This is a genomic window from Acinetobacter sp. yr461, assembly GCF_900110445.1.
Taxonomy (GTDB): Bacteria; Pseudomonadota; Gammaproteobacteria; order Pseudomonadales; family Moraxellaceae; genus Acinetobacter; species Acinetobacter calcoaceticus.
This window is the reverse complement of the sequence record NZ_FODU01000012.1, coordinates 1-24,404: the sequence shown is the minus strand read 5'-3', so window position 1 is coordinate 24,404 and position 24,404 is coordinate 1. Positions and strand designations below refer to the sequence as shown.

Here is a 24,404-nt window from a genome sequence, read left to right as displayed (position 1 = left end):
TACGCGTATCAATAACAGCCTAGCGTTAATTAAATTAACCTAAAGCTTTTTCAGCAGCTTCAACAGTTTGACGAATCAAAGTTGTAATTGTCATTGGACCTACACCACCCGGTACTGGTGTATATGCAGAAGCAATTTCTTCGATACCTTGTAGCTGGATGTCGCCTACACCACCGCCATCACGAGGATGGAAACCAGCATCCACAACCACTGCACCTGGTTTAATCCAGTCTTTTTGAATAAGTTCCGCCTTACCCACAGCACCAACAATAATGTCAGCCTGTTTCACAAGCTCAGGTAAGTTTTGTGTGCGTGAATGACAAATCGTTACTGTTGCATTAGCTTGCAAAAGCATCATTGCCATTGGTTTACCTAAAATTGCTGAACGACCAACCACAACTGCATGTTTGCCCGCAATTTCAATGTTGTTCTCTTTTAGGATAGTCATAATGCCGGCTGGAGTTGCTGAACCATATGCAGCTTCACCCATTGCCATACGACCAAAACCGAGGCAAGTCACGCCATCTACATCTTTAGCTAACGAAATCGCATCAAAACATGCGCGTTCATCAATTTGTGCAGGTACTGGATGTTGTAAAAGAATACCGTGAACATCTGGATTGGCATTAAGTTTTTCGATTTCTGCTAATAATTGTTCTGTTGTTGTTTCTTGTGATAATTCAATTTTTAAAGAATCCATCCCTACTCGACGGCAGGCATTTCCTTTCATGCGTACATAAGTTGCAGATGCGCCATCATCCCCAACCAAAATAGTCGCCAAAATTGGGGTACGACCTGTTTTAGCTTTTAAAGCTTCAACACGTACCGACAAATTTTCTTCAATTTGCTTTGCTAATGCGCGACCGTCTAAAACCAATGCCACAGCACATCTCCAAGGTAGACATGAATTTAATATGCCAATAATACATGATTATTTGGACAATTTTATTCTAGATGTTGCTTTTATGTTCATCTTCACTAAAAACAGTATTGTTTTTTCTGTAAAGGTTGCTAATATGTGCATCACCAAATGTAGGCGGGGTGGCAGAGTGGTCATGCAGCGGACTGCAACTCCGTGGACGCCGGTTCGATTCCGACCTCCGCCTCCAAATTTGGTAAAGCCCGGGTGGTGAAATAGGTAGACACAGGGGATTTAAAATCCCCCGCCCACAAAGCGTGCCGGTTCGAGTCCGGCCCCGGGCACCATTTTCTAATATTGAAAATGGTGCCATAAAGAATCCAGCGTAAGCTGGTTTTTTTATGCCTATAAAAAATAAAGGATGCTGCTTAGCACCCCTTACCCTACCCAATATATCTAAGCGGTTTTTTGCTTATCTTTTTCAGGTGTCAAATTCATATCTAACACTAATTGATAGTGTCGACTTGTATCTACTTTATATTCTGCATTTTTAATTGAATCTACAAAAATCCAGTTCGACTGCACCTGTGCTTGATCTAGCGTAACCAATAAATAGCCCCGCTGATTTAAATTACAATACGCCAACTCATCGATAAGCGTGGTAAAGGCAAATTCAAATTGTTGTAGTTGAGCTATTGGAATACTTAAATATTTTTCAAGGCCTGGTGAAGAAACTGAACTTGTCGCCAACTCAACCCCAACATATTGACCTTTTTGGCTATACAAATAAGATGCCCATGCATTATGAGTATCGCCTGCCAGCACAATAACTTTCTTATTCAAACTAGCTAAGTTTTCATATACGGTTTCACGTTCAGCATAATAACCATCCCAAGCATCAAGGTTATATGGCACTACTGTTGTGACTCGCGCTTTCTCTTGAGCAGTTAATGTTGGATCGCCCTGTTCTAACCGCAATTTCAAGGTGACTAGCTCTGTAATTTGAGCATTCATTTTAGCCAAGGTTTCAGCCGAAGCCCCACCTGAGGTAATTTGCCCTAAAGACAACAATAACTCGGCAGGAATCCACATCTTACTCATTAGAACTTGCTGACCAATCACATTCCATGTTGCTGTAGATTGCTTCAATTTATCAACCAACCAATCTCTTTGTGTATAGCCCATTAAAGTACGCTTTGGATCAGTTAAGTCGACCTGAAACTTTTGAGCATTCAAACCAGCAGCTGTCATATAATCAGCATATTCAAGCTGTTTATCACGCGCAATAATACGTGTATCCAGCATCGTCAGCTCAACCAATGAACCGAAATTAAACTGTCGGTAAATATTTAAATGATCTGTGCTAGCAACTGGACGAATAGGCATCCATTCAAAATAAGCTTGTAGAGCAGCTAATTTACGATCAGAAAAAGACCCTTCATCACTTTGATGATTTTCGGCCCCATCACGCCAAGTATCATTTGCTAACTCATGGTCATCCCAAATTACAATAAAAGGATGACGCTGGTGAGCTGCCTGCAAGTCTTTATCTTGACGATAAAGTGCATAACGTTTGCGATAATCATCTAATTTGATAATTTCTTTATTATTATCTGTTGGTAAGGTTCGACCAAGTTTTTCTGCATCTTCCGCCGCATAGCCATCTGCCCCATATTCATAAATATAATCACCTAAATGAATAATGACATCGACATTCTGCTTTGCCATTTCACGGTAAACATAAAAGTAACCTGCCGGATAGTTCGAGCAAGAACATACGGCAAAGCTAACCTTATTGGTACTTATTGGTAATGTTTTAGTTTGACCAACAGATGAAATTTTATTTCCAAAACGGAAACGATAATAATAAATGGTATTCGCCTGTAGTCCTGTTGCATCCACCTTTACCGTGAAGTCATCAGTCTTGGTCGTTTCAACCATCCCCGTCTTTAAATTCTGCTTAAATTGATTATCAGTGGCAATTTCCCAAGTAACTTTAAGATGTGCACTAAGATCTACTGGTGTTAATCGCGTCCATAAAATCACTTTATCTTGCAAAGGGTCGCCGCTCGCAACTCCATGTAAAAAATCTGCTTGTGCCTCTGTACTTTCATCGTCTGAGCCATCATTACATCCCGTAAAAGCTACAGGCAAAGACAGTGCCCCAAAACCGAATAGACTTTTTTGAATTAATTCTCGGCGTGAAATTTTCTCTGACATACAACTACCTAAGTTTTAAGCAATGAGTGCCTTAAACTTAAGTAGATAAGATGAAGAAATTATGACTTAAGTAGATCTTATTTTTAAATACATGTACGAACTGATTGAAAATAAAGCAAACTATCTGATTTTCTCTTGCCAATCGCCGTCTTGTCATCTATTATTGCGCACATGCCCGGGTGGTGAAATAGGTAGACACAGGGGATTTAAAATCCCCCGCCCACAAAGCGTGCCGGTTCGAGTCCGGCCCCGGGCACCATTTTCAAATATTGAATTTGGTGTTACAAAGAATCCAGCGTAAGCTGGTTTTTTTATGCCTAATTAAAATGAATTTTATGATAAGAATATTATTACTTCTGTGTAGCATCCTTTCTATATCCAAGGTTTACGCTACAGACCTTTTTTCTGGCACTATTTCTTTCAAAGATGACAACTGGTACTTTTCACGCTGCTCTATTACCAAAGATGATTACTTAATTAAAGCACCTGAGCAGATCATAGATAAATTCAAAGCATTACAACAAAAACGAGAAACTTATTGGATCAGTTTATTAGCAGATGCCGATTATCAAGAGAATGGTGTTTTAGTGTTAAAAATTAAAGAAATAAACGAAATTCATTCAAAGACATCTTGTCATTTATTAGATGCATTTGAAAATATTGAGAATCGAGAGTAATCACCACTCTCGATTCACAACCAGCTCTTCCATCTCAAGATCTATATATCCTGCACCCTGCGCCACCATCATCATTGCCTCAGCAATATAGTCAGCAGCACTATCATCTAGTGAAGAATCCAGATCTTCGAACTGTGGTTTCATTTCATTAATTTCAATAACAGTTTGATGAGCATATCGATAGATATCCTGATCAGCTAAAGCAGACTTTTGAACTTTTTTGGCAAATTGTTCAATTAACTGCTTGAGTTCAGCGACTAAAATATCTGGATAATACTCATCATCAAACATTGGGAGAAGTAAGTCTTCGAACATACAAAAGTTTACACAGCAGCAGAAACCTGCCGCTTATAACATATTTTCAGAATAATAACGACAAATTTCCCTGACTCAATCATCCAATTCATGAAATTAATTAATCATGATTTGTTTATAAAAGCTTATTTTTCAAGCTTGTTCCATCGCTTTCCAAACGAGAATTGCATCATGCATGGCTTTTACATCATGTGCACGAACAATGGATGCTCCTTGCTGAATACTAAGCAAATGCCCTGTAACGCTTCCTACCGCGCGTTGATCTGCTGCTACACCCTTTAAAGCTTCACCAATAAAACGTTTACGAGAAAGACCCGATAAAATTGGATAACCCATATCATTAAGTTTCCAAAACTCTTTTAATAATTTTAAATTCTGCTGAGCATTTTTTGCAAAACCAAATCCCGGATCAATAATAATATTATGCTTTTTCACACCAGCGGCTAGAGCCTCATTAATACGCTGCCGAAGCTCTTGCATTACATCCAACGTTACATCCGTATACTGATCTAGCTGATTCATTGTGGTGGGCTCACCACGCATATGCATGATCACTACAGGTATATCTAACTCTACTGCAGTTTTTAAAGCATTTGGTCGAGTAAGCGCACGTACATCATTCCAAATATGCGCGCCTGCTTCTTTCGCTGCACGGATAACATCTGGCTGACTTGTATCAATCGATAAAACCACATTATGTTTAGCTAAAGCTTCAACTACAGGAACAACTCGTCGTACCTCTTCTTCTACACTTACTTCAGATGCACCTGGTCGAGTAGATTCCCCACCTATATCTATAATTGTGGCGCCTTGTTCAATCATATTTAATGCATACGCCACAGCTTGATCTAACTGATTATGCTTTCCACCATCACTAAAAGAATCTGGTGTGACATTTAAAATGCCCATAACGTGAGGCTGTGATAAATCTAACTGAAGCTTTCCACATTGTAGGATTTGCTGAGGTAAAGGCATTAACTGCATGACAAGCTCCAATTTAATATTCGGCAACATTTTAACAAGTCTCTGCTCGATATACTGTTGATTTCTTTTCGGCTTTGTCTGAAATACACACATAAAAAAAGAGCCACATGATAGTGGCTCTTTTTTTTAACTGGTTTAGTTCATTGCTGGTAATGGTGGTGGTGTAGATGGACCATCTTTTGGTGGTTCAAATGCAGCCACTGGATTTTCAGCAACATAGACCTTAGGGGGTTGTGGTTCACGACCTTCCATAATGTCACGAATTTGATCACGATCAATAGTTTCCCACTCCATCAAAGCTTTTACCATTGCATGTGCAATATCTTTATTACCTTCTAAGATATTACGCGCAACTTTATATTGCTCATCAAGAATACGGCGTACTTCTTCGTCAACCAACTGTTGAGTTGCTTCAGAGATAGTACGACTACCTACATTTCCAAAGAAACCATTCTGGTTTTCGTCTTCATAAACCATTACGCCCATTTTGTCAGACATACCGTACTTAGTAACCATTGCACGCGCCATTTTAGTAGCTCGCTCAAAGTCATTTGAAGCACCAGTAGATTGCTGTTGAATAAACACTTCTTCAGCAATACGACCACCAAACAAAATCGCAATTTCGTTTAGCATCTTGTCTTTATAATGGCTAATCTGGTCTTGTTCAGGTAACTGCCAAGTTACACCCAAAGCCCAACCACGTGGCATGATTGTTACTTTATGAACAGGATCTGTACCAGGCAAAATCTCTGCAACAATTGCATGACCAGCTTCATGATAAGCAGTAGCACGACGCTCTTCTTCACGTAGTACCATCGACTTACGCTCTGGACCCATGTAGATTTTGTCTTTTGCATCTTCAAAGTCATGCATGTCAACAGTATTCTTATTACGACGTGCAGCAAATAATGCAGCTTCGTTAACAAGGTTTGCCAACTGCGCACCAGAGAAACCTGGTGTACCACGCGCTAAGACTTGCATGTCCACACCCGTGACTGAAGGTAACTTTTTCAAATGTACATTCAGAATTTGCTCACGACCACGAATATCAGGTAAACCAACCATTACTTGACGGTCAAAACGACCCGGACGCAATAATGCTTTATCAAGCACATCAGCACGGTTAGTTGCAGCAATAACAATTACACCTTCATTACCTTCAAAACCGTCCATCTCTACAAGCATTTGGTTTAAGGTTTGTTCACGCTCATCATGACCACCACCTGTACCTGAACCACGGTGACGACCCACTGCATCAATCTCATCAATAAAGATGATACATGGTGCGTGACGCTTCGCTTGCTCAAACATATCACGGACACGGGACGCACCCACACCCACGAACATTTCTACAAAGTCAGAACCTGAAATGCTGAAGAAAGGAACCTTGGCTTCACCAGCAATTGCTTTAGCTAATAACGTTTTACCAGTACCCGGCGGGCCAACCATAAGTACGCCACGAGGAATAGTAGCGCCCAAACGTTTGAATTTTGCAGGGTCTTTTAAGAAATCTACAATTTCAACAACTTCTTGTTTTGCTTCATCACAGCCGGCGACGTCAGAAAAATTGAGTTTAATCTGGTCTTCAGAAAGCATTTTTGCCTTTGATTTACCAAAACTCATCGGTCCATTCTTTCCGCCTGCACCACCACCCATGTTACGCATAAAGAACATGAATAACAAAATGATTAACAGTACAGGGAAACTAGCAATGAGAAGTTGCATCAAAATGCCTTGACGTTGTGGAGCTGTTCCCTCTACAACAACATTTTGTTTATTTAAGCTTGGCATAAGTTCAGTGTCTTCAACTTGCGGACGAACAGTTTCAAACTGTGATCCGTTAGTTTTTTCACCATTAATATTTAAACCGTCAATTGTGACTTGCTTAATTTGGCCACTATTCACCGCTGCAACGAAATCTGAATATTTCATCGCAGTAGGCTTATTGCGGTCACTGATATTACTGAAAATTAAAATCAGAACACCAAGTATTATTAGCCACAATACGGCATTCTTGAAGTAATCGCTCAAAGCTTTATTCCCATATCGATCTAATTTGATCATGCCCAATCTTGGCCGATCGTCATAAAAGCAGCAACTGTATTGCTTGCGGATAACCTAAAAGTACAAAATGCACAATTTTTAGGAGCTTGGCAAGTAAACTTTATTGCAATGCTTTCTTACGCCCTTGTCCAATCAAAAAAACCTCTTTAGACCGCGCCCGAGAAGCTGCTGGTTTTGCTGTCTTTAACACATCAAAACTATCAACTACTTGTTTACGAAACTCATCGAATCCTGTGCCCTGGAACACTTTAACAACAAATTGTCCATTAGGACCCAGAACCTTTTGAGCAAAATCTAAAGCCAATTCACATAAGTAAATCTGTCTAGGTTGATCAACAGCCCTATTACCTGATGTATTGGGGGCCATATCAGAAATTACAATGTCTACTTGTCGCCCATTTAAAATATTTAACAATTTTTCAAATACATCTTCTTCTCTAAAGTCGCCTTGTAAGAAAGTGACATCAGGCAAAGCATCCATAGGCAAAATGTCGGAAGCAACCACTAAACCTTTGCTACCAACGAGTTTCCCAGCGATTTGAGACCAACTACCAGGAGCCGCGCCTAAATCCACTACAGTCATGCCTGGCTTGATCAACTTATATTTTTCTTGGATTTCAAGAAGTTTATAGGCTGCTCGAGCACGATATCCTTCCTTTTGTGCTTTTTTTACAAAAGGATCGTCAAGATGTTCCCTCATCCATACACGACTACTTTTCGACAATTTCTGGTTTGTAATGCGTGTTGCCATAACTCACTAAATATCAAAAAAACTTCTGATCGTTCATTGTACGTGAAAATTACTCTCATTACAGTACGGATGTAGCGTAATCTCACTAAGTTTTACAGTTTTTTTCCAATAATGTTGATCGATTATTTATACAGTTTTTCGTACATCTGGATTTAAGTTTTTTGCTATACTAAGCCGTTTTTAAAATCAGGTATTTTTAATGGCCGCTTTATCTATCCATGAACGTAAACGTTTACGTCAAATTGGTCATGTGCTTAATCCAGTTGTCATGATTGGTGGACAAGGCTTAACAGACGCGGTAATCGAAGAAACGCTTCGTGCTTTAAATGACCATGAGCTTATTAAAGTTAAGATTGCTGGTGAAGACCGTGCAGCGCGTACTGCAACAATTGACGCAATTGTAGAAGCAACAGGTGCTCAAGCTGTGCAAAAAATTGGTAAAATTGTTTTGCTTTACAAAAAGGCAGCTAAACAAAACCAGCATTTGTCTAATCTTGTTCGTCACGCTCATCTAGCAAACTAATTTAATTTGACAAACTATGGCAAGTTACGAACTTTCAGCTTTTGATCGTTTTCAAGCTGTTTCCGTTGTTGGCGCAATTGAACAGCAAGCACCCTATACCTTAAATATCGGTTTTTGGATTCGTGATCCAAATCAACTTATTATCTGGCCTCAAGAAGTCGCGGCTCATCCTCGTCAAGATTTTTTGTGGGAAGAAACTTGTTTCGAAATTTTTGTTGGCGTGCATGGTGAAGATTATTATCGGGAAATTAATCTTTCCCCTTCTCAAGCATGGCAGTCATATCAGTTTGAAGAATATCGCTATCCAGAAAGTATACCTCCCCTTGCTGCTTACGATATTGAACTGAATCATCTCAAGCGTACTCACTATGGCTTAAATGTTAGTCTTGATTTAGGACAATTTATGCAACAGCATCGCTTGAAATGGGCAAACCTTTATTTAGGTTTGACTACAGTTTTAAAGACCAAAGAAGGTATGCAGTACTATGCAATGCAGCATAGTGGAAAAAGTGCAGATTTCCATAATAAACGTGACTGGTTACATCAGTTCTAAAAATAAAAAAGCGAGAAATTAATTCTCGCTTTTTTATAGCTGGATCAAAGCAGAGATCATTAATTGTCTCGTGCTTTATTCCAAGCTTCGACTGCATTACTTTTAGTACGCTTAATACTTTCACTTAGAGAATCTTTGTGTTTCAAAGAAATCTGGCTAATATCACCCTTAAGCTCTTTGCTCACTTTCGTTAAATCTTCAATAAGTGCATTAATTTCTGCTTTCAAAGCATTTTTAAGGTCAGACAATCCTTCTTGTGAAGTACTAAATTGAGCTTTAATCACATCCAGACGCTGTAGAATATCTTGTTTAATTTGAACAAATTGATTTTGAATGTTCTTATTTAATTCGTGAGTTTCAGCTTCAATTTTCTCTTGAGTCTCGCTTAAAACTTCTTTGACTTGCTCTTGAGTCTCAGTAATTGCCTCTTTTACCTGAGTTGTTGCTTCTGTAGCAACTTCTTTAACTTGCTCAGTTTTTTCGGCAACAGCTTCTTTTACCTGTGCAGTTTTAGCAGTTACTGTTTTTTTAGCCTTAGTTGTAGTAGCAGCTATGGTTTCTTTCACTTCATTAACCTCAGCTTTTACCGACTCAACTACCGCTTGAGCTTTTTCGCTCACATCTTTTGAAACTTCATTATTGCTCATACTATTTCCTCATATTGTTTATTTTTTAACTAGCAATACAATAAATCTAGTTCCAAGAATTCCCCTTCCAAATTGTTAGACAATTTATCAAAAGTATCTAATTCAGATAAGCGGATATTTTTTGTAAAAAGCAAGCAATGAATTATATTTTTTAGCAAAAAAGAAATAGACTTTAGAGGGTTCCATGCGTATAATGCGCTGTTAAGTTACAAGCGGGCAGACCGATAGGGAGGGCATGTTTTACCAAAACATCGCCGATCTTTTTTGGGTCTACTCGCTTTTTTACAGCCGAAATTCAGGAGCTTTGGTTTGAGCATCCCCGCCATTTTAGCCCTCGCAGATGGAACGATCTTTAAAGGAACGTCAATCGGCGCACCGGGAAGTACGACTGGTGAAGTCGTTTTTAACACAGCCATGACAGGCTATCAAGAAATTTTGACTGACCCAAGTTATGCACAACAAATTGTGACATTAACTTACCCTCATATTGGTAACACTGGTTGCAACTCGGAAGACGTTGAATCTGGCCGTATCCATAAAGTATGGGCGAATGGTTTAATTATTCGTGACCTTCCACTACTACACAGTAATTTCCGTGCTGAGCAGTCATTGAGTGAATATTTGCAAGCGCATAATGTTGTTGCTATCGCAGATATCGATACTCGTAAACTGACTCGTATTTTACGTCAGACTGGCGCTCAAAACGGATGTATCCTTGCTGGCGAAAATATTACAGAAGAAGAAGCAATTGCAAAAGCACGTGCTTTTGGTGGCTTAAACGGTTTAGACCTTGCAAAAGAATGTTGTGATCCAGCAGGTTTTGAATGGTCTGAAGGTTCATGGACCTTAGGCAAAGGCTTCTCTCAACCTGAATTAAAATACCATGTAGTTGCATACGATTACGGTGTCAAAACCAACATCTTGCGTATGCTTGCAGACCGCGGTTGCAAACTAACCATTGTTCCTGCAGAAACTCCGGCTGAAAAAGTATTGGCACTTAATCCGGATGGCGTATTCCTCTCAAATGGTCCTGGCGATCCAGCTGCTTGTGATTACGCGATCGAATCTGTAAAAACTATTGTTGAAACCACAACATTACCTGTATTTGGTATCTGCTTAGGTCACCAAATTCTGGCACTCGCTTCTGGCGCAAAAACTGTAAAAATGAACCATGGTCACCACGGTGCTAACCATCCTGTACAAAATCTTGAAGATGGTACAGTGATGATTACTTCACAGAACCATGGTTTTGCTGTAGATGCAGAAACTTTACCGGCTAACTTAAAAGCAACGCATAAATCATTGTTCGATGGCACCTTACAAGGTATCCACCGTACAGACAAACCAGCTTTCAGCTTCCAAGGTCACCCTGAAGCAAGCCCTGGTCCACATGATTGTGCACCTTTGTTCGATCATTTCATCGAACTTATCGAAGCATCTAAACAGTAATTACGGAGCGAATAATGCCTAAACGTACGGATATTAAAAGCATCTTAATTATTGGTGCTGGCCCGATTGTGATTGGACAAGCATGTGAGTTTGACTACTCAGGTGCTCAAGCGTGTAAAGCACTTCGTGAAGAAGGCTATCGTGTTATTTTGGTTAACTCTAATCCAGCAACCATCATGACAGATCCGTCAATGGCTGATGCAACTTATATTGAGCCGATTACTTGGCAAACAGTTGCACAGATTATTGAAAAAGAACGTCCAGATGCAGTATTACCAACTATGGGTGGTCAAACTGCATTGAACTGTGCCCTCGCACTTGATGAGCACGGCGTTCTTGCTAAATATAATGTTGAATTAATTGGTGCAAGCAAAGAAGCGATTGAGAAAGCCGAAGATCGTAAACTCTTCGATATCGCTATGCGTAAAATTGGCTTGGAATGTCCAAAAGCTGCCATTGCTGAAACAATGGAAGAAGCTTTAACAATCCAGTCGCGCTTTGGTTTTCCTGTAATTATTCGTCCATCATTTACAATGGGTGGTTCTGGCGGTGGTATTGCATATAACCGCGAAGAATTCCTTGAAATTTGTGAACGCGGTTTTGACCTCTCTCCTACTCACCAGTTATTGATCGATGAATCTTTAATTGGCTGGAAAGAGTACGAAATGGAAGTTGTTCGTGACAAAAACGACAACTGTATTATCGTATGTGCTATCGAAAACTTCGATCCAATGGGCGTTCACACTGGTGACTCAATTACCGTTGCTCCTGCTCAGACATTAACAGACAAAGAATATCAATTGATGCGTAATGCTTCGGTTGCAGTTCTTCGTGAAATTGGTGTTGAAACAGGTGGTTCTAACGTTCAATTCGGTATTAACCCGAAAGATGGACGTATGGTTGTCATTGAGATGAACCCTCGTGTATCTCGTTCATCTGCTCTTGCTTCTAAAGCAACAGGTTTCCCAATCGCAAAAATCGCAGCAAAACTTGCTGTTGGTTATACCCTTGATGAATTGAAAAATGACATCACTGGTGGCGTGACTCCTGCAAGCTTCGAACCATCGATTGACTATGTTGTAACGAAGATTCCTCGTTTTAACTTCGAGAAATTCCCACAAGCAGAACCTGTATTAACCACTCAGATGAAATCTGTTGGTGAAGTAATGGCTATTGGCCGTAACTTCCAGGAATCTGTACAAAAAGCATTACGTGGTCTTGAAGTTGGTGTAAGCGGTTTTGATGAAAAAATCGAAGCTGGTGCAACAAATGCAAAAGAAACCATCTTAAAAGAGCTTAAAGTTCCAGGCCCTGAGCGTATCTGGTATGTAGCAGATGCTTTCCGTCATGGCTTCTCTTTAGATGAAGTGTTTGAAGCAACCAAAATTGACCGTTGGTTCCTCATTCAAATTCAAGACATCGTTAAAACTGAAGCTGAAGTAAAAGCTTTAGGTTTTGGTGACTTAAACGCTGACAATATCCGTGCTTTCAAACGCAAAGGTTTATCTGACTTGCGTATTGCTGACCTCATGGGTATTTCACAAAAGCAATTCCGTAAACAACGTTGGAATTTGGGTGTTTACCCAGTTTACAAACGTGTTGATACATGTGCTGCCGAGTTTGAATCTGGTACTGCATACATGTATTCAACTTACGATGAAGAGTGTGAAGCAAACCCATCAAATCGTGACAAGATCATGGTGATTGGTGGTGGTCCAAACCGTATTGGTCAAGGTATCGAATTTGACTACTGCTGTGTACACGCGGCACTTGCTATGCGTGAAGATGGTTATGAAACAATCATGGTTAACTGTAACCCTGAAACTGTTTCTACCGACTATGACACATCTGACCGTCTATACTTCGAGCCTGTAACACTTGAAGATGTGCTTGAAATTGTACGTACAGAAAAGCCTAAAGGTGTAATCGTACAGTACGGTGGTCAAACTCCTCTTAAATTGGCACGTGCTTTAGAAGAAGCTGGTACACCAATTATTGGTACATCACCAGATGCAATTGACCGTGCAGAAGACCGTGAACGTTTCCAGCAAATGATCCAACGTTTACAGCTTCGTCAACCAAACAACAGCATTGTAAAATCTGCTGAAGAAGGTATCTCTGAAGCTGCAAAAGTAGGTTATCCGTTAGTTGTTCGCCCATCTTATGTATTAGGTGGTCGTGCAATGGAAATCGTATATAACGAAGAAGAACTTAAACGTTACCTTCGTGAAGCAGTTCAGGCATCTAATGAAGCCCCTGTCCTTCTTGACCGCTTCCTAGATGATGCAACTGAAGTTGATGTTGACTGTGTATCTGACGGTAAAGACGTTGTGATCGGCGGTATTATGCAGCACATTGAACAAGCTGGTATTCACTCAGGTGACTCTGCATGTTCAATTCCTCCTTATTCTTTATCAAAAGAAATTCAGGATGAAATGCGTCGTCAAACTGTTGCGATGGCAAAAGAACTTGGTGTGGTTGGTTTGATGAACGTTCAGTTCGCAGTTAAAGGCGATGACGTTTACATTCTTGAAGTTAACCCACGTGCTTCACGTACAGTTCCATTCGTATCGAAATGTATTGGTGATTCTTTAGCAAAAGTAGCTGCACGCTGTATGGCTGGTCAATCACTTGAATCTCAAGGATTTACTAAAGAAATCATTCCAACACACTTTGCTGTGAAAGAAGCTGTTTTCCCATTCGCTAAATTCCAAGGCGTAGATCCAATGCTTGGACCTGAGATGAAATCTACAGGTGAAGTAATGGGTGTAGGTAAAACATTTGGTGAAGCATTCTATAAAGCTGTTTTAGGCTCAAATGAACGCTTACCAGGTTTACCAACCGAAGGCGAAGTAAAACATGCTTTCTTATCAGTACGTGAATCTGACAAGAAATATATTGCAGATATCGCTAAGAAATTAGCTGCATATGGCTTCAAGCTTATTGCAACAGGTGGTACATACCAAGTGCTTAAAGAAGCAGGTTTAGAATGTGAATCTGTGAATAAAGTCACCGAAGGTCGTCCACATATTGTTGACCGCTTGAAAAATGGTGAAATACACCTTATTGTCAATACCACTGAAGGTAAACAGGCTCAATATGACTCTGCTATGATTCGTCGTGCTGCCCTACAAGGCAAAGTGTATTACACAACGACTATCAATGGTGCAGAAGCTGTTTGCCAAGCCTTTGCTGTGAAATTGCCAATGGATGTATACCGCTTGCAAGATTTAACTGTAGGTTAATTTGTTACCGATAAGTCCCGTCACCTTATCGGTGGCGGGATTTTTTCATTTTTTTAACTGTGTTTTCTCAACTTAAGAGGGACCAAAATGCAACGTTATCCAATGACCCCTGAAGGTAAAATTGCCTTAGAGAAAGAATTACAACATTTAAAATCTGTTGAACGCCCACGTATTATCCAGGCGATTGCTGAAGCGCGTGAACATGGCGATTTAAAAGAAAATGCAGAATACCACGCTGCTCGTGAACAGCAAGGTTTCTGTGAAGGCCGTATTCAGGATATCGAAGGTAAACTCGGTGCAGTTCAAGAAATTGATGTCAAAACACTTGAGCAAAATGGTCGTGTTGTATTTGGTGTGACTGTCACCATTGAAAATCTTGATACTGAAGAACGTAAGACTTATAAAATTGTAGGCGATGACGAAGCAGATTTTAAAATTAATAAAATTTCTGTGAACTCACCAATCGCACGTGGTCTTTTGAGTAAGAGTGAAGGCGATGAAGTAAAAATCGTGACTCCTCAAGGCGAAGTCGAATATGAAATCGTAAGTGTAGAATATCTCTAAGATAATACACAACTAGCCCCTCTTTATGAGGGGTTTTTATTTAATACCATTGATATATTTTTGGGAAATCACAAATGGATACTTCTTTAATTAACACCCCCGTTCGTCATTGGTGTGAATTTGAGTTTATTTCCAAAACTGTTAAAAACCCAAATATCCATATTAAAGGTCATTATTCATATTATTCAGCCTATTGGGACCAAGGTTTTGAACGTTGTGTCGTACGTTATTTACATGATAAAGCCTCGACACCGGACAAACCAATTGACCAACTTTATATAGGTAATTTTGTTTGTTTTGGCGCTGAATGCGTAATTATGATGGGTGGTAACCAACTTCATAGACCAGACTGGATTTCGACTTTTCCTTTTGATACGCGTAGCTTTTTAGCTGCTGGCGACACAATTATTGCTGATGGGTGTTGGATTGGCAGTCGGGCAATGATTATGCAAGGTGTCAAACTTGGTGAAGGTGCAGTCGTTGCAACTGGAGCTGTAGTAACTAAAGATGTTCCACCCTATGCAATTGTAGGTGGTGTGCCTGCGAAAATTATTAAATATCGCTTTCCTCAAGAACAAATCGATAAACTGCTTGCTTTAAAACTGTATGATTTAGATGAAAAGCAGATTCTGAAAATACGTGAATATTTGCAAACTGATGATATAGCTTGTCTATATGAATATATGGAAACTCAAAAATTATAGCCCTTCTTTAATATATGATTTCCAATCTTCCTCAAAACGATTTGAGTGATCAATGTTATAAATAGCTAAATCTTTAAGGAAATTTCGTAAAGTATATTCTCTTGAAGAACTATCATTACTACGTCTAGCTTGATCATATGCTTGTATTAATTTATCAATAATAGTTCCCTTTACTTGATAATCATATTCGAGAATAATTCTATACCACTCTGCGTCTGAAATATTTTCAATACCATGCATACCTGCACTCAAATGATGCTTGCTTAGAAATTCGCGCTTATCTTTACATAGATAAGAAATTAATTTGTTAATGACTTTCTCTATATAAATTTGATGATTTGCAAATGGCTCTACCCCCATCATATAGCTTAGTAAAATCAAATTTTTATTAGCATTATCAGTTCGTAACAATGCAAATTGATTAATTTTCCTTATAAATGCACGCGCATTGAGTTTTTTTTCAAGCTGCAAGGCCAAAGTAAAAAAATATAATTCATTCACTTCATCTAAACTTGTTAACTCTCCGATCCTAAACAATTGTTCTTTAATTATATTTTCATAATGGTAATCTGCAATATTGGATGGAAATTGAATTGTAAAATCGACGAATTTTTCTAAATAATCACCTTGTATTTCCGAATCATATCCATAAAAAGTTTTTATTGACTGAAGTAATTGTGTTTTATTCATTACTAGAACAAAAACAATTTTTGGAGTATCAAAAAAATGCTTAATTCGTTCAATCAAACGAATAGCAAAATCAGGACGACAGCGATCTAGTTCATCTATTATAAAAACTAATGGTTGATCCAACTTACTAACTGTCTCTGTTAAATATTTTTTGAAGTCATTTAGTGTTTTCTTTTCAGCTTCATGCCCTGCAATTTTTTCTTGAATGCTTTCCTTAATTCGATCACTTGCTTCCTCAGTTAGACTTTCTACTTCATCTTTTGCATTTTCATAACCTTGCTGTAAAAGTCCACCTAAAAAACCAGCTCCAATTAAATGTAATCCTATAGTAAGTGCTACTTTAGGCAAAGATGGTAATAGAGCTGTTCCAATAGATGCCGACAATTTGATTAGATTTTCCACATTTTTCTTAGTTTTTTGGTCTTTACTTAAAATATTTGTAATTTCTGAAGTTATTACTAAAAAGGGGTCATCTAAGTAATCATTCGCAAAAGCATCTAAATAAATTACATTATGGCCAGTATGCTCAAGGTGTTTTTGCCAATGTTTAACAAACCATGTTTTTCCCTCTCCCCAACGTGCATCCAACGTCAGAACAGCTCCACACTGTAACCGATCAACATAGTTAGTTAATCTTTCTCCCAAATATTTTCGCCCCCAAAGGTCTCCCTCCCAAGCATTCTCAATATTATCTAAGTTTGTATTGTTCCAATTAAGTTGGTTTAATTCGCTCATTGTATTAATTAGATAAAAATAAAATTTATTATTCCAATATAGCATTTAGAATGATTGAACTAAAAATAAATAATTTAGATTGTTCTACTAGGTTTTTTTAAGTATTTAATGGGTTTAAGATAAAGGAATAGTCATTTTTTAAAAATTATTTAAGACTAACTGAAATAAAATGATAAGGAACAATCTCATGTTATATCAACATATTCTTGTACCAATTGACGGTTCTGAAACTTCTATGATTGCCATGAAAGAGGCGATCAAACTGGGAAAAGCGCTAAACAGCAAAATTACGGTTGTACAAGTTATGGCACTTGACCCGTTTATTGCAGACGTCTATGTAAAAACTGGTCAAACGAATGATTTGATTGAACGCACACGAACTTATTTACTCGACATTTTAGAACAAGCAAAACAAAAATTTGCCGAAGAAGGTATTACTGTTGAAACTAAGTTATTGGAAGGTTTTGTGGTGCATGAAGAAATTATTCAGGCTGCTCAAGAGTTAAATGCAGATTTGATCGTAATGGGTTCACATGGTCGTACAGGAGTACGAAAACTTGTGCTGGGTAGCGTTGCACAAAAAGTCTTAGGAGAAAGTCATATTCCTGTTTTAATTGTTCGATAACTTCCATATTGCCTATCTTGTTGACCTTAATAATTTAGGCAATTATTTTTTAAATAAATAGCCTTTTGAGTGCCTTTAAGGCTGCCAAGCAAATTGCTTTAAGTTTACTTTGCCATTTAACAAATAGACTCCTTCAGCTTCGAGCTTTAACTGTTGAACATTTTCACCCTTTTCATTAAATTTACTTAGGCTAATTTTGCCTTGAGAGTTAATAACGCGATACCACGGAACTTGATGATCTGCTTCAAGATGCTTAAGGACATAGCCAACTAATCTAGCATGTTTAGGTAATCCTGCCATACGAGCGACTTGCCCATAAGTTGCAACTTTTCCGTAAGGAATCAAAGCAATGACTTCTAAAATCTGCCGATGTAGTTCATACTGAGTTGTCAAAATGGACTCCATAAAAATTGACATTATTTATATCATATAAAAAAATCTGACTAAAATTAAATGTAATCCAAGGTAGGTTTGAGGGACATTTACATGAAAAAAAACATACTGGTAGTCACTGGAACTTTACTATGTATTTCTTGTACTACTCGCCCCCCTATTATTCCTTCAAGAGAAGTACCTAAAGTATCTATAGATGGCCGCCCTATTGTTCCAGTCACTTTCGTTTTTACCACTGATTCTCCGGAAGCTGTAAAGTTTGATAATTACCAACAAATGCGGAAAGAAATTAAAATATTAAATAAATATTATGTAGATGATAAAAACAATAAAATCTTTAAGTTCAAATTAAACCGTTATATCTCTTACGAAGATTTTTCAAAATTACATTGCGATTTAAAGCAGCAAATTAATCAGCCCTATCCTATTTCCCTCGAAACTATTCCGACAAGCATAAAGACCTGTTTTCCAAAACGCACAGCAAGTAAAGAAGTCATTATTTTTATTTACGATGCATACTCACCTAAATGGAAATTTGAAGATGTTACCAGCAGAGCTTTTCGCAACAATGGTGAACCCTTTGTTTTGTTAGACTGGAATCGTTTAAATTATAATATTCAGGCAGGAAGCGTGCATGAAATGGGGCATGTATTTGGTCTAAAACATGTTTGCGCACCGAATGCTACAAAACGGACTCCAACGAATATTATGGCGAGTGCTGAATGTAAACGCGGTAGTGGCGGATTAAGGAATTTAGGCTTTACACCTGTACAACTTCAAACAATTTTATCGAATTATCAAAGTTATCCTTAACATATTTTAAAAACCAAGCTCGATATAAAAACCTAATTTATCTTGAGCCAAACTATAATTTTCTTGGGTCAGTAATGAAGTCATATAATTGCTGACCTTTGAAAATTCTTCCTCATTGACTGGATACGGCTGCCAAAATGTTTTTAAATTATTGGTATAGATCGGATATAAACGCAGTCGATCTTTTGACAAATCTAGCCGTGCTATACACCCATACGGCAAAGCATTGTGCTCTTCATATTCACCATTACTATTAAAAACTGCATTGCCAATACCAAATACTACAGGCTTTTGATGAATGGATTGAATAGGCTGAACAGTGTGCGCACCATGTCCAATCACAAGGTCGGCGCCCGCTTGGGTTAAAATATTGGCGAGCTTAGTTTGTTCTTTCGTAATAGGTTTAAAATCAACGCCCCAATGACAAATAACGATGACTTTATGGTGAGGATGAGCCAACTTATAACGGCTTATTTGTTCAATTAAAACTCCATTTAGACAGGCTACTCCACTCTTATGCCCTAAAGCGTAAAAATCATAATCTAAATAAGCCGTATCTCTGTGCCAATAGCCATTAAAAATAGCGTAATACTTGTTATTAAACGTGATTTCAAAATAGCTATGGGCATCTTTTTGGTTCAATCCTGCGCCAATATAAGAAATATTGGCCTGATCAAATTGCTGTAATGTATAAGTTATTCCACTATTGCCATGATCTTTTAGATGGTTATTGGCCAACACAACATGGTTAAGGTGAATATTCTTAAATTCTGCTAATGTTTTTTCAGCCTCAGCTTTAAGAATAAATGGCTTTTTATGTGTTAATGGTGATTGATCTTCTAAAGAAAATACTGCTTCAAAGTTAGCGATATTTAAGTCATTTTCACCTAAAAAAGCTTTTATTTTTTCAAATGAATAGCTGTATCCATATTGTTGTAGGGCATCTTTTTGCCCCTTAGACTTGCGCTTTTCTGTATAGATCTCCCCAAAATAAGTATCTCCCAAAATGTTGATCATGCCACTTTGAGTAGAGCAAACTTTAGGTTTTACGTTCTGCTCTTGAAAGCAGTGATAGTAAGGAACCAAATGTTCAATTCGATGAATATCATCTAAAAATGAAAAGAAACCAACGGTCTGGTTTTCTTCAAAAAACGTGAGATAAATTTTTCTAAACGAATTAGATAGGTATAAGACCGTTACGACTGATTGAGCCATTAATGGCGTCTGAGGATGATAAGCCTTCCCTTTAAAATCTAGCTCCTTTACAAAGAACAGATTTCTGATTTCAACTGTATAGGTATAAATATTTTTGACTAATAAAAACAAATGCTTTAGCTGATTTCGTATACCGTCTTTTTTTAAATTTAAGTGATAGATATCAGCTCTTTCGGACAAAATTAAATGTGCTTTTTCACTTGTACCGTAAAGCATATTGCTTAAAGCATTTTTTACATCTGCTGCTTGGGTGAAAATTAAGAACTGCAATAGTTCAATAAAGGTGTAATTTTCAGAAGGCTTTAGGCCTAGATTGTGCTGACCTACTTGTTCAGATAGGTGCTCAGGCACGACATAGACATCTTGAGCTTGGATGTTGTTTTGCTGAAATTGCTCTAATGCATAGTCGATGAGTAAGAGCGTTGAAATATCATCATCAAATTCGAATTGCCATAAAGTTTCATCAAAACTTGTAGTATCGACATGTGCTAATAATTTGATCTCAACGGGTTGGTATTTCATGGCTCATCACCCTTGTAATCTTTTACATAGGCGATATAACCCGACAAGTTATGCTCTTGGTCATCAATCCGTACTCGAAAACGGTCATGTCGAATATAAAATGCATGCAAGATTTTATCTGGTCTTGCCATATACATGGCCATTTCCGGATAAAAAAATCCTGTAGTTTGAAAATCAGCTCTAAACTCAATTAGCTTTTGAAGCTCAGACATATAAGCCTGTTCAAAAAGTGTTGTACGCCCCTGTTCTTTTAAACGACTCACCATTTTATAAGCAGCCATTAACATCTCTAACAAAGTTGCATATGTTGTTTTTCGATTTTTAATAAAAATAAAATGTTTTAAATAATTATTTAAACCAAAAATAAAATATTTATCTTCAGGACATATTTTAGTGAGTTCATTGGTACAATAACTTAACCAATGGTCATGATATTTTTCATATCTCTTTTCAATAAAACATTCAAACATTAACTTAACTGTTTCTAATAATCTAGAATCTTGGTTAATTTGGTATAAACGTAATAAAGCTAAAGCAGCTTCCCCATCATAATAAATAATTCTAAATTTTTCTTTTAAATCATAGTTAGGGTAATTTAATACATGAGTCGTTGATCCATTTGAATCTACTAGCTTTAAAATACCATTTGCGAGTTTCTCTGCATATTTTTGATAATCAGCTTTTTGTGTGATTTCTTGATATTTAGTCAGCATTAAAATAGCTGCTGCATTAGCACCCAGTTTAATTTCCAAATCTCCTTCTTTACCATCAATCATAAACGCGGTTGATGAATCTTTTTCTTTATAAAAGTTGGTCAGTGCATAGTGAATCGCGGCATGAATTTTAGACCAATATTCAGGCTTATTTTGCACCTCAAATGTTTCTAGTAAGGCATACGCCGAGGTACAGTGACGTACCGTATTATAGTTACGAATATCTCGATCATAGGCAGAAAAATAACCATAAATAAATTTGCCATTTTCTTGAATCTGGCTATGCAGGAATCCCGAATTTTGTTCAATTAGCAGCTTAAAATGCTGTTTCTTATTGTTTGAAATTCCTCTAATACCATTTACATCATAGCGACTCGCTAAATTAATGAATTGCCCATTTTCATAAAATGCTCCGTAGGTATCAAAAGTCCAAATGTCTTTCAACTCTTGTAGTTTAATCTGTGGTTTTGTAGCGTTATATTTTTGCTTAATTGCATAATTCAGATTAGTTTCATCAAAGAAGTTCGGCTTATCGTAGCTCAAGCCTCGAATAATTGCTTTTCCATAGATCTCTTGTTCAAGAAAAGCCAGTGAACAGTGTTCATCAAAGCAAATACCTTTACGGTAATGGTTGTTGTGAAATTGATGGTGGACCTGCTGCTCTACTTCTTTCCAAGCTTGTTTCGCTAAATTATATGCGATATCGATTTTTATATAATCAGCAAGTGATGCCTGTGCAAACTGGTCATTAATAAAATCTAATAATTGTTTTTTAGCAGACTCTAAATTAGTTTTCTCACTGTGCCATACGCTACATCTTTGGTCTTTGGGGCCATAAGATAAAAATAAAATAATATCCTGTTTAAGACTCGGAACGTGCTGAACAACTTGTTCTAACCAAAGATTCAGTTGTCTTTGGAAGTTTAAAAATGCAGTCACTCGAATTCAGTCCCTGATTGTTTGTTGTTCTATAAAGTTTTGAATACATCATAGCATGAACACGCTAAAAGCTAAGTTAACGTATTGTTTGAACATAAAAAAAGAGAACCCTAGGGTTCTCTTTTTTTATTCAGTTAATTATCTATTAATAGATAATTTGACCATTAGCAAGTAACTCTGCCTCACTAGTAGTAACACCTTGTAAAACCAACAAATTCGTAAAGTTATTTGAAGGTAAAATCACCCCAGTTAAACCATCACGGTCAATCTGAATTGTTGTATTACCACCACTTACAGTAACATTTAGATATTGTCCAATAGTAAGGTCTGATTGGGCTCCATCGAGTAATCCTCTGATATCAATCAAATCAGCCTGCTGATCTGTAGCAACATTACCTACATGGAAGTTAGTCCAAGTATCTACACCATTACCACCAGTAGTTGCACCATTGCTAGCTGTTGCAGCACTTCCATTCAACACGTGGTAGATCAATGTATCTGAACCAAAACCAATCGTGCCAGTATCAGTATTGAATGTGTCATTCGCTGCTGTACTAACTACATGAGTATTGTAATCAGAAGTAGTTAGGTTAACCGTCAATGATGATAAAGACTCGTCGCCATTCGCTGCCACTAACTTATAGTTAATAGTATCGGTTGGATTAGCCAATGTTAATGATGAAGTATTGGCACGGTAATCATAGTCACCATTCGAATTGATCACAAATGTACCATTCGCAGTAGTGATAGATTGTCCAGTAGCCTCAACATACACACCAGGACTTGTTTCAACATAGAGCTTCACGCCATCAGCAGTAAAGGTACCAGTGTCTGCAACCCCACCTATTGTGTCGCCGTCTACAATGTTTCCATGAATCCAATCAGATGAGTAATTGTTCAAGTGCGTTGTTGTAGTCGTTACTTGGGTATCCAACGTTGTTACACCAAGTGTTATCGCTGTCAACGTATATTCAACACGGTATGTACCTGCTCCTAAGTGCAGAACAGCATCTTGGAAAGCTACAGTTCCGAGACTAATACCACCCACACTCGCAAGAGCAGTCGCCGAACCAGTATAAGTCGTATCAACCCATACTCCACCAACGAATTGCTGAACAACATAGCTCACTGTTGGTAAAGCACTTAACAATGGCTGGTTAGCATAAGTTGCTGCTACTTGCACATCGACTAGGTCTCCTGCCGCAACGGTGAAGCTATTAGAAACTACAGAAGTCGAACCAATCAAGTTAATTGATATGTTCGGACTCACAACATCAACAGGTGTATCAGTTGAGTTACTAAAATCAACCGTTGCAACAGCTTGGTCTGCATTGGCAACGATTTGAGTCGTACCATCCGTTCCAGGACTAGCAGTATTCCAAGTAATGCTGACATCAGGTGATCCAATCTGTATGTGCAATACCGCTGTACTCGTTCCACCTGATACAGGATCAGTAATGGTGTAAGTGAAGCTATCTACTTTACCAATGTTTGCAGGATTAGCAGTTGGTGTGTAGCTATATGAACCATTTGCAGAGATAGTAAGTGTTCCATAAGCTCCAATTACTGCTGTTGAAGAGCCAATAGATGTTGGTATTGCACCTACTTGCTCACCCACAACAGTAGAGACTACTGTTGTTCCAGTAATTGTATCTGGCACATATGAAGGACCATAAATAGTCGAATCATCATCTGTGAGCACATTTCCATTCACTGTTGCTGCACTATATGTAGGTACTACTGTGTGATTATAATCATCGCGAACCACACTCATTGTACCTAACAATCCTACACCTACACCGGTATAGACCATAAACGCTCGATAAGAACCACTAGCTAAGTCTGTGATAGTTGCACCGAATCCATTACCACCGAGTATTCCGACGTTAATTAGTCCAGTACTAGCATCACCTGCAACATTCTGCCAAGAACCATCTGGTGCTTGTTTCTGTAAGACTATTTTATAGTCGTTAAGTAAAGACAGACTTAGTAAAGCACCATAGCTAATCGTTGCATCTGAAGTATGTCCAGCGGCAATATTGAAACTCACACTTGGGGTACCTAGAAGCGATACGTTAAGATTCTCAGTTATACCTATCAATGCTAGATAAGTTGCAGAACCAGCATTAATACCCGTTGTAGTTAATGGAACAATATCTATTGCCACACTATCTACATTGTCATGTGCAGTGATTGTTGGCACA

General features: G+C 38.1%; 21 protein-coding genes, 3 tRNA genes and 1 pseudogene. 12 read left to right on the top strand and 13 right to left on the bottom strand.

All coding sequences use genetic code 11. The annotated features are described in order from the left end of the window. Nucleotides 1-34: 34 nt before the first annotated feature. The gene (gene folD, locus BMW38_RS14855) at nucleotides 35-883 is read right to left on the bottom strand and encodes a bifunctional methylenetetrahydrofolate dehydrogenase/methenyltetrahydrofolate cyclohydrolase FolD (protein WP_045125884.1); all 849 of its coding nucleotides are present in this window, start codon (nucleotides 881-883) and stop codon (nucleotides 35-37) included. 152 nt (nucleotides 884-1,035) lie between these two features. Between folD and BMW38_RS14850 the strand changes: the two genes are divergently transcribed. Both BMW38_RS14850 and BMW38_RS14845 read left to right on the top strand, forming a co-directional pair. After that, a tRNA-Cys gene (locus BMW38_RS14850) sits at nucleotides 1,036-1,109 on the top strand. A gap of 11 nt (nucleotides 1,110-1,120) precedes the next feature. After that, nucleotides 1,121-1,206 (top strand) — tRNA-Leu (locus BMW38_RS14845). 109 nt (nucleotides 1,207-1,315) lie between these two features. Here the strand turns inward: BMW38_RS14845 and BMW38_RS14840 are convergent. Next, nucleotides 1,316-3,079, bottom strand: a complete 1,764-nt coding sequence (locus tag BMW38_RS14840; protein ID WP_092709417.1) for an alkaline phosphatase D family protein — start codon at nucleotides 3,077-3,079, stop codon at nucleotides 1,316-1,318. Nucleotides 3,080-3,252: 173 nt separating this feature from the next. On the opposite strand from BMW38_RS14840, the gene BMW38_RS14835 reads away from it, so the two are divergent. Further along, nucleotides 3,253-3,338 (top strand) — tRNA-Leu (locus BMW38_RS14835). 76 nt (nucleotides 3,339-3,414) lie between these two features. Beyond that, the gene (locus BMW38_RS14830) at nucleotides 3,415-3,756 is read left to right on the top strand and encodes a hypothetical protein (RefSeq protein WP_213031177.1); all 342 of its coding nucleotides are present in this window, start codon (nucleotides 3,415-3,417) and stop codon (nucleotides 3,754-3,756) included. Here the strand turns inward: BMW38_RS14830 and BMW38_RS14825 are convergent, their stop codons facing one another. The 4 genes from BMW38_RS14825 to rlmE form a co-directional block, all read right to left on the bottom strand. Beyond that, complete coding sequence (locus tag BMW38_RS14825) at nucleotides 3,757-4,071, bottom strand: DUF5713 family protein (RefSeq protein ID WP_213031176.1); 315 nt, start codon at nucleotides 4,069-4,071, stop codon at nucleotides 3,757-3,759. A gap of 132 nt (nucleotides 4,072-4,203) precedes the next feature. Then, nucleotides 4,204-5,055 (bottom strand): dihydropteroate synthase, encoded by an 852-nt coding sequence (gene folP / locus BMW38_RS14820; protein ID WP_213031175.1) that lies wholly within the window; start codon nucleotides 5,053-5,055, stop codon nucleotides 4,204-4,206. Between the two features lie 135 nt (nucleotides 5,056-5,190). Then, a complete protein-coding gene (gene ftsH / locus BMW38_RS14815; protein WP_003650077.1) occupies nucleotides 5,191-7,086 on the bottom strand; it encodes an ATP-dependent zinc metalloprotease FtsH in 1,896 nt (631 codons plus the stop codon). Between the two features lie 133 nt (nucleotides 7,087-7,219). Continuing rightward, nucleotides 7,220-7,870, bottom strand: a complete 651-nt coding sequence (rlmE, locus tag BMW38_RS14810) for a 23S rRNA (uridine(2552)-2'-O)-methyltransferase RlmE (protein ID WP_005038716.1) — start codon at nucleotides 7,868-7,870, stop codon at nucleotides 7,220-7,222. A 199-nt stretch (nucleotides 7,871-8,069) separates the two neighbouring features. On the opposite strand from rlmE, the gene BMW38_RS14805 reads away from it, so the two are divergent. Then, on the top strand, nucleotides 8,070-8,393 hold the full coding sequence (locus tag BMW38_RS14805) for a YhbY family RNA-binding protein (RefSeq protein ID WP_092709414.1): 324 nt from the start codon (nucleotides 8,070-8,072) through the stop codon (nucleotides 8,391-8,393). Nucleotides 8,394-8,409: 16 nt separating this feature from the next. After that, nucleotides 8,410-8,946, top strand: coding sequence for a DOMON-like domain-containing protein (locus BMW38_RS14800; protein ID WP_003650074.1), 537 nt, complete (start codon nucleotides 8,410-8,412; stop codon nucleotides 8,944-8,946). A gap of 59 nt (nucleotides 8,947-9,005) precedes the next feature. On the opposite strand, the gene BMW38_RS14795 is transcribed toward BMW38_RS14800, so the two are convergent. Further along, the gene (locus BMW38_RS14795; protein WP_056481669.1) at nucleotides 9,006-9,593 is read right to left on the bottom strand and encodes a hypothetical protein; all 588 of its coding nucleotides are present in this window, start codon (nucleotides 9,591-9,593) and stop codon (nucleotides 9,006-9,008) included. A 29-nt stretch (nucleotides 9,594-9,622) separates the two neighbouring features. Further along, nucleotides 9,623-9,779 (bottom strand): annotated as a pseudogene (locus BMW38_RS14790) (hypothetical protein). Nucleotides 9,780-9,902: 123 nt separating this feature from the next. On the opposite strand from BMW38_RS14790, the gene carA reads away from it, so the two are divergent. The 4 genes from carA to BMW38_RS14770 all read left to right on the top strand — a co-directional run bounded on the left by carA (nucleotide 9,903) and on the right by BMW38_RS14770 (nucleotide 15,555). Continuing rightward, on the top strand, nucleotides 9,903-11,042 hold the full coding sequence (gene carA / locus BMW38_RS14785; protein WP_092709411.1) for a glutamine-hydrolyzing carbamoyl-phosphate synthase small subunit: 1,140 nt from the start codon (nucleotides 9,903-9,905) through the stop codon (nucleotides 11,040-11,042). Between the two features lie 14 nt (nucleotides 11,043-11,056). After that, nucleotides 11,057-14,287, top strand: coding sequence for a carbamoyl-phosphate synthase large subunit (gene carB / locus BMW38_RS14780; protein WP_005038712.1), 3,231 nt, complete (start codon nucleotides 11,057-11,059; stop codon nucleotides 14,285-14,287). An 87-nt stretch (nucleotides 14,288-14,374) separates the two neighbouring features. Continuing rightward, on the top strand, nucleotides 14,375-14,851 hold the full coding sequence (gene greA / locus BMW38_RS14775) for a transcription elongation factor GreA (protein ID WP_003650066.1): 477 nt from the start codon (nucleotides 14,375-14,377) through the stop codon (nucleotides 14,849-14,851). A 74-nt stretch (nucleotides 14,852-14,925) separates the two neighbouring features. Beyond that, entirely contained in the window at nucleotides 14,926-15,555 is a 630-nt protein-coding gene (locus tag BMW38_RS14770; RefSeq protein WP_092709408.1) for a CatB-related O-acetyltransferase, read from the top strand. On the opposite strand, the gene BMW38_RS14765 is transcribed toward BMW38_RS14770, so the two are convergent. Next, nucleotides 15,550-16,980 (bottom strand): KAP family P-loop NTPase fold protein, encoded by a 1,431-nt coding sequence (locus BMW38_RS14765; RefSeq protein WP_086264424.1) that lies wholly within the window; start codon nucleotides 16,978-16,980, stop codon nucleotides 15,550-15,552. The two genes, BMW38_RS14770 and BMW38_RS14765, sit on opposite strands and share 6 nt — an antisense overlap. Nucleotides 16,981-17,167: 187 nt before the next feature. On the opposite strand from BMW38_RS14765, the gene BMW38_RS14760 reads away from it, so the two are divergent. Beyond that, nucleotides 17,168-17,605 (top strand): universal stress protein, encoded by a 438-nt coding sequence (locus BMW38_RS14760; RefSeq protein ID WP_092709405.1) that lies wholly within the window; start codon nucleotides 17,168-17,170, stop codon nucleotides 17,603-17,605. A gap of 75 nt (nucleotides 17,606-17,680) precedes the next feature. On the opposite strand, the gene BMW38_RS14755 is transcribed toward BMW38_RS14760, so the two are convergent. After that, nucleotides 17,681-18,010, bottom strand: a complete 330-nt coding sequence (locus BMW38_RS14755) for an MGMT family protein (RefSeq protein ID WP_080028334.1) — start codon at nucleotides 18,008-18,010, stop codon at nucleotides 17,681-17,683. 81 nt (nucleotides 18,011-18,091) lie between these two features. Here BMW38_RS14755 and BMW38_RS14750 point away from each other — a divergent pair, with 81 nt between their 5' ends. Continuing rightward, nucleotides 18,092-18,811: a metalloprotease gene (locus BMW38_RS14750; protein ID WP_092709400.1), complete on the top strand. Its 720-nt coding sequence runs from the start codon at nucleotides 18,092-18,094 to the stop codon at nucleotides 18,809-18,811. Between the two features lie 6 nt (nucleotides 18,812-18,817). Here BMW38_RS14750 and BMW38_RS14745 read toward each other — a convergent pair whose 3' ends face one another. From BMW38_RS14745 to BMW38_RS14735, 3 genes are all read right to left on the bottom strand, one after another. Continuing rightward, the gene (locus BMW38_RS14745) at nucleotides 18,818-20,548 is read right to left on the bottom strand and encodes a CapA family protein (protein WP_092709397.1); all 1,731 of its coding nucleotides are present in this window, start codon (nucleotides 20,546-20,548) and stop codon (nucleotides 18,818-18,820) included. After that, nucleotides 20,545-22,200 carry a poly alpha-glucosyltransferase gene (locus BMW38_RS14740; RefSeq protein ID WP_092709394.1) on the bottom strand — a complete coding sequence of 552 codons (1,656 nt, stop codon included), beginning with the start codon at nucleotides 22,198-22,200 and terminating at the stop codon, nucleotides 20,545-20,547. Before BMW38_RS14740 ends, BMW38_RS14745 begins: the two co-directional genes overlap by 4 nt. Nucleotides 22,201-22,345: 145 nt before the next feature. Continuing rightward, nucleotides 22,346-24,404, bottom strand: a 2,059-nt coding sequence (locus BMW38_RS14735) for a beta strand repeat-containing protein (protein ID WP_139193543.1), incomplete at its 5' end; no start/stop codon positions are given.